6 protein-coding genes are annotated in these 4,825 nt (G+C 72.6%); 2 read left to right on the plus strand and 4 right to left on the minus strand.

The genetic code is table 11. The features are described from left to right. The 4 genes from ACXJKG_RS19410 to ACXJKG_RS19425 form a co-directional block, all read right to left on the minus strand. On the minus strand, positions 1 to 428 hold a 428-nt coding region (locus ACXJKG_RS19410), incomplete at its 3' end, for an ATP-binding cassette domain-containing protein (protein WP_456847367.1). Next, the gene (locus ACXJKG_RS19415; protein WP_456847368.1) at positions 425 to 1,225 is read right to left on the minus strand and encodes an ABC transporter permease; all 801 of its coding nucleotides are present in this window, start codon (positions 1,223 to 1,225) and stop codon (positions 425 to 427) included. The genes ACXJKG_RS19410 and ACXJKG_RS19415, both read right to left, overlap by 4 nt. After that, positions 1,222 to 2,022 (minus strand): molybdate ABC transporter substrate-binding protein, encoded by an 801-nt coding sequence (gene modA, locus ACXJKG_RS19420; protein WP_456847369.1) that lies wholly within the window; start codon positions 2,020 to 2,022, stop codon positions 1,222 to 1,224. The genes ACXJKG_RS19415 and modA overlap by 4 nt, the downstream gene beginning before the upstream one ends. Further along, positions 2,019 to 2,423 (minus strand): TOBE domain-containing protein, encoded by a 405-nt coding sequence (locus tag ACXJKG_RS19425; RefSeq protein ID WP_456847370.1) that lies wholly within the window; start codon positions 2,421 to 2,423, stop codon positions 2,019 to 2,021. The genes modA and ACXJKG_RS19425 overlap by 4 nt, the downstream gene beginning before the upstream one ends. A gap of 110 nt (positions 2,424 to 2,533) precedes the next feature. On the opposite strand from ACXJKG_RS19425, the gene ppk2 reads away from it, so the two are divergent. Both ppk2 and nhaA read left to right on the plus strand, forming a co-directional pair. Next, positions 2,534 to 3,385, plus strand: a complete 852-nt coding sequence (ppk2, locus tag ACXJKG_RS19430; RefSeq protein ID WP_456847371.1) for a polyphosphate kinase 2 — start codon at positions 2,534 to 2,536, stop codon at positions 3,383 to 3,385. A gap of 55 nt (positions 3,386 to 3,440) precedes the next feature. Further along, a complete protein-coding gene (gene nhaA, locus ACXJKG_RS19435) occupies positions 3,441 to 4,814 on the plus strand; it encodes a Na+/H+ antiporter NhaA (RefSeq protein WP_456847372.1) in 1,374 nt (457 codons plus the stop codon). Positions 4,815 to 4,825 lie beyond the last annotated feature (11 nt).

A 4,825-nucleotide genomic window follows, 5' to 3' on the forward strand; every position in this document is an offset into this window, starting at 1 on the left:
CCGCCGGACAGCGCGTCGGGCCGGCGCTCGGCCAGCTGCTCCAGGCCGACGGCCGCGAGCCACTCGTCGGCCGCACGCCGGGCGTCGGCCGCGGCCATGCCCGTCGCGCGCGGCCCGAAGGCGACGTTCTCGCGCGCGGTCAGGTGCGGGAAGACGAGCGGGTCCTGCCCGAGCAGCCCGACGGACCGACGCTCTGGCCGGACCGCGGTCTCCACCCTCTGGTGCCAGACGGCCGTGAGCGTGCGCTCCCCTACCCGCACGACGCCGTCCGTGGGGACCAGGTGCCCGGCGAGCACCGCGAGCAGCGTGGACTTGCCCGCGCCGTTGGGCCCGAGCACCGCGACGATCTCGCCGGGGTGGGCGGCGATCGTCACGTCGAGCGCGAAGGTCCCGCGGCGGACGGCGACCTCGGCGTGCAGCGAGGTCATGCGGCCGCCCGACCCGGGCGCCAGGCGCGGGCCGCCAGCAGCACCGCGACGGCCGCGAACACCAGCAGCAGCGACAGCGCCACGGCCGTGCCCTGCGTGACGCCGGCGCCGTTGAACGCCGAGTAGATGGCCAGCGGCATGGTCTGCGTGACGCCCGGGGAGTTGCCCGCGAAGAGGGCGGTCGCGCCGAACTCGCCGAGCGCCCGGGCGAAGCAGAGCACCGTGCCGCTCACCAGGCCGGGCATGACCAGCGGGATCGTGATGCGCCGGAGCACGGTCCACGGCCGGGCGCCCAGGCTGGCGGCGACCACGTCGAACCGGGTGCCCGCCGTGCGCAGCGACCCCTCGACGGAGAGCACGAGGAACGGCATCGCGACGAACGCCTGCGCGATGACGACGGCCGCCGTGGTGAACGGGATGGTGATCCCGAACCACGCGTCGAGCGACTCGCCGACCAGGCCGCGCCGTCCCAGCAGGTAGAGCAGGGCGATGCCGCCGACCGTCGGCGGGAGCACCAGGGGCAGGGTCACCAGCGCGCGCAGCACGTCGGCGGGCCAGCCGTTCGCCCGCGCCAGCACGATGGCCAGCGGCACCCCGAGCACCAGGCACGCGGCCGTGGCGGCGACCGACGTCGTCAACGAGAGCCAGAGCGCGTCGAGGGCCTCGGGGGTCGTGATGTCCGCCGGCAGGGTCGACCAGTCGGCGCGCAGGATCAGCGCGACGACGGGCAGCACGAGCAGGCCGGCCGCGAGCGCGGCGGGCAGCCACAGGAGACCCGGGACCCGGCCTGGTGTCACGGAGCGGAGAACCCCATGCCGGTGAGGATCGTCTGCCCCTTGTCGGAGAGCACCAGGTCGACGAACGCCTGGGCGACGTCAGTGGAGCTCGCGGTCTTCAGAACCACGACCGGGTAGGTGTTGACGGCCGTGGCCGCCTCGGGGAACTCGACACCCTCGACCGTCCCGCCGGCCGCCTGCACGTCCGTCCGGTAGACCAGCCCGGCGTCGGCGTCCCCGGTCTGCACCTTGGTGAGGACCGCCTTGACGTTCTGCTCCTCGCTGACGGGCGTGAGCGTGAGGCCGGCGCCGTCGAGGACCGTGTGCGCGGCGGAGCCGCAGGGCACCTCGGCGGCGCAGATCACGACCTTGCCGCCCGACGTCGACAGTGCGGCGAGGTCCGCCAGCGACGCGATCTTCTTCGGGTTGCCGGGTGCGACGACGATCTGGAGCGTGTTCGTCGTGAACACCATCGGGGTCCCCTCCGCCAGGCCGGCGTCCGTCACCGTGGTCATGTTCTTCTGGTCCGCCGACGCGAACACGTCCGCCGACGCCCCGCCGACCAGCTGGGTCGCGAGCGTCGAGGACCCGTCGTAGGTCGTCGGGTGCACCGTGACGCCGGGGTGCTGCGCGGCGAACTCGGCCGCGAGGGCGTCGAACGCGCCCTGCAGGGAGGCCGCGGCGAAGACGGTCAGCTCGCCCGTGAGCTCGGGGGCGGCCGACACCGTCGGGGTGGGCTGCGCCTCCGGCGTGCCGGACGAGCACCCGACCAGCGCGAGCAGCACGGCCCCGGCCCCGAGGAGGGCGCGGGCCCTCACCGCTGCGCCCGCGGGGTCTCGACGAGGACGGTGGTGGCCTTGACGACGGCCGTGGCCCGGGAGCCGACCTCGAGGCCCAGCTCGCGGACCGCCTCGCTCGACATCAGCGACACCAGCCGGAACGGGCCGGCCTGCAGCTCGACCTGCGCCATCACGGTGTCCATGAGGATCCTGGTGACCAGCCCGGACAGCCGGTTGCGTGCCGAGCTGGTGCCGGCGTCGGGGTCCTCGGGGGTGCGCGCACGCTCCACGGCCAGCGCCGCCAGCTCGACTCCCCCGACGACGCTCCGCCCGGCCTCGTCGGTCCGCGCCACGAGGGCGCCCGAGTCGACCCACCGGCGCACGGTGTCGTCGCTCACGCCCAGCAGCTCCGCCGCCTCGCTGATCCTGTAGTCGGTCACGAGGGCGATCGTAGTGCCGCAGGTGCGGCTGTCCAGGGCGATCGGTTCCGCGGATGCGGTCACGTGCGTGATCATCGGCGGAGCGGGTCGTCGACCTGTACGGTCCGATCATGGCGAAGAAGTCCGGCAAGAAGCACAAGTCCGACAGGGGCAAGATCGGGAACAAGGTCTACGAGGCGGAGCTGTTCCGCCTGCAGGCCGAGCTGGTCAAGGTGCAGCTGTGGGCCAAGGCCACGGGCGCCCGGGTGGTCGTGGTCTTCGAGGGCCGCGACGCCGCCGGCAAGGGCGGCACGATCAAGCGGATCTCCGAGTACCTCAGCCCCCGCGTCGTGCGCATCGCCGCGCTGCCGACGCCGACGGAGCGCGAGAAGTCCGAGTGGTACTACCAGCGCTACGTCGCCCACCTGCCGGCCGCCGGCGAGATCGTCCTGTTCGACCGGTCCTGGTACAACCGCGCCGGGGTCGAGCACGTCATGGGCTTCTGCACGCCGCAGGAGTACAGCCGGTTCATGCGGCAGACGCCGATCTTCGAGCAGATGCTCATCGAGGACGGCATCCTGCTGCGCAAGTACTGGTTCTCCGTCTCGGACACCGAGCAGCTCAAGCGCTTCCGCTCCCGTCTCAACGACCCGGTGCGGCAGTGGAAGCTCAGCCCCATGGACACGGCGTCGCTCAGCCGGTGGGAGGAGTACTCCAAGGCCAAGGACGAGATGCTCGTGCACACCGACGTGCCGGTCAGTCCGTGGTTCATCGTGGAGTCGGACATCAAGAAGCATGCGCGGCTCAACATGATCAGCCACCTGCTCTCGACCCTCCCGTACACCGAGGTGCCGCACGAGAAGGTCACGCTCCCGGAACGGCCGGCCGCGTCCAACGGGTACGTCCGGCCGCCGCGCGAGCTGTCGACCTACGTCCCCGACCACGTCGCCGAGCTGATGGGCGACCCGGAGAAGCACTTCTGACGCCGACGGCGAACGACCGTTGCGTCGAGGTCGTCCACCTGCGACGTTGATCCGCATGTCGACGACCTCGACCTCCCCGGGCCCGGCGCTGCGCGTCTCCCTGCCCGGCCTGCAGCCGTCCGTCAAGGACTTCCTCACCAACGAGGCCGGCAGCGCCGTCTACCTGCTGGCCGCGACCGTCGTCGCCCTGGTCTGGGCGAACTCCCCGTGGTCCGACGCCTACGAGACCCTGTGGTCGACGACGGCCGGCTTCCACGTGGGCACCTGGGGCATCGAGCTCGACCTGCACGGGTGGGTCAACGACGCGGCGATGGCCATCTTCTTCGCGGTCGTCGGTCTCGAGATCAGCCGCGAGGCCACCACGGGCGACCTGCGGGACAAGCGGACGGTCGCGGTCCCGGCCCTGGGCGCGCTGGGCGGCCTGCTCGTGCCCGTCCTGATCTACCTGGGGTTCAACGGCGGGACGGACGCGGCCCACGGCTGGGGCGTCGTCATGTCGACCGACACCGCGTTCCTGGTCGGCATCCTCGCCCTGTTCGGCCCGAAGTGCCCCGACCGGCTGCGGCTGTTCCTGCTGACGCTGGCGATCGTCGACGACATCGGCGCGATCACCGTGATGTCCGTGTTCTACACGTCGGACGTCGACATGCGCGCCCTGGCGCTGGCGGGGGCGATCGTCGTCGGCGTCGTCGTGATGCGGTGGCTGAACGTCTGGCAGCTGGCGCCCTACGTCGTGGCCGGCATCCTGCTCTGGTTCGCCGTCCAGGCGTCGGGCGTGCACGCGACCCTCGCGGGCGTGATCATCGGCCTGCTCGTCCCGGCCCGGCCGGCGGACCAGGAGACCATCAACGAGGTCGCCGGCTACGGCCGCAAGCTCATCGACGACGCCACCGCCGAGCGCGAGCACCTGGCCGAGCTGGCCGCCCGGGCGGCGGTCCCGACGAACGACCGGCTGCAGCGCCTCCTGCACCCGTGGAGCGCGTTCGTCGTCGTGCCCCTGTTCGGCCTGGCCAACGCGGGGATCCACCTGAACGCGGACTCCCTGCAGGCGGCGGCCCACTCCCGGCTGGCCGTCGGGGTGGCCGTCGCGCTGGTGCTGGGCAACGCGATCGGCATCACCGGCGCGTCGAGCATCGCCCTGCGGCTCGGACTCGGGGAGCTGCCCGGCCGCGTGCGCTGGGGACACCTGCTCGGTGGCGCCGTGCTCGCGGGGATCGGGTTCACGATCTCGCTGTTCATCGCCGGCCTCGCGTTCGACGACCCCGTGCAGCTGGAGAACGCGAAGATCGGGATCCTCGCGGGCTCGCTCACCGCCGCCGTGCTGGGCTCGATCCTGCTGCGGTGGCTGGGCGAGAAGCTGCCGTTGTGCTCTCCGCTCAGCGACGCCCCGCCACCGCTCCCGCCACTGCCGTGGCGGGCCCCCGTCTAGGTCATCCGCGG

This window comes from Cellulomonas sp. P5_C6 (assembly GCF_054049635.1).

Excerpts from the sequence above, each read along its gene's own strand:
- ppk2 (WP_456847371.1), top strand. The coding sequence starts at position 2,534 with ATGGCGAAGAAGTCCGGCAAGAAGCACAAGTCCGACAGGGGCAAGATC.
- nhaA (WP_456847372.1), top strand. The coding sequence starts at position 3,441 with ATGTCGACGACCTCGACCTCCCCGGGCCCGGCGCTGCGCGTCTCCCTG.